Genomic DNA, 1,127 nt, shown 5'->3' on the forward strand with positions numbered 1-1,127 from the left:
TTACTCCTCCTTCCCCTTCTCTTGAAAAGAATTGTCAGGATCCTTCCACCTACTGTTATATTCTATAAATTGTCTTTTAAAATTATCCTCTAATTTTTCTTGTGTTTCTGATGCTAACTTCTGCATAACCCATTTTTTAATTTATTTAATAATGCTTTTTCTTAATATCGCCTCTTCCTTTTTTATTTTTTTGTTTTTATTATTTAAACACATATTTGTTAATTCTCAACTCTCATTAACTATTTTAGAAAATATTTAAAATGAAAAAAAATAATTAGATAATTTGTCTTTTTGTATATTGGGTCGTTGATTTATATTTAATATTTAAACGTCGCTTGATAAACGTTATTAACTATATTTTATCAAAAAAAATATAATTCGTTATTTTAACCACTTTTTATGTCTTTTTTGGCTTTTATTTTTCTTTATGGGTGGGAATTAATTTTATTTTAAAACGATTATAAATTATTATTTTGATATTTTTTGGGTTATAATAAAGTCATAAGCAATTTAGTTTATTTTAGATTATTATTTATTATGTTAATTATTTTATTTATAGACAAATAGCTTTTTATAATTTAATCAGTTATCGAGTATATTGTTTTTAACAAAACCAAAAGAAATAGAAAAAATATATACTCAAAAATGGTGAAAAATATTTTGGAGCAAAAATGGCGATATAGAAAATAAAAATGGCGACAAAGTATTTTTCAGAAAATGCGAGACAATAGAAAAATAAACCGCAAAAATGGGCAAATAGAATTTTATAAAAAGAATGACAAAATGAATAAAAAAGAATTGAAAGATGGAACTTTTATTTAATATGACGCAAAGGGAAAAAAATACAAAAATAATAAATGTAAAGTTAATTCAATCTAATCGTATTCTAACCATAGAATAGATCAATATTTTTAATTACAATAAACAAATAATTCATTTGCCAATTTACAAAATAAACTTCTATTTTCATCTAATAATATGTTATAATATTTAGGAGATTTTTTTGTATATAAAAAATTATTTATGTTCTAATTTATCTAGATGTATTGTTGTGGTTTAGACTCATTTAATCAAGGAGTTTTTAGTGTCTTATTTAGTTTTATACAGAAAATAAGACCCTGGCTTTA

This window comes from Areca yellow leaf disease phytoplasma (assembly GCF_041920595.1).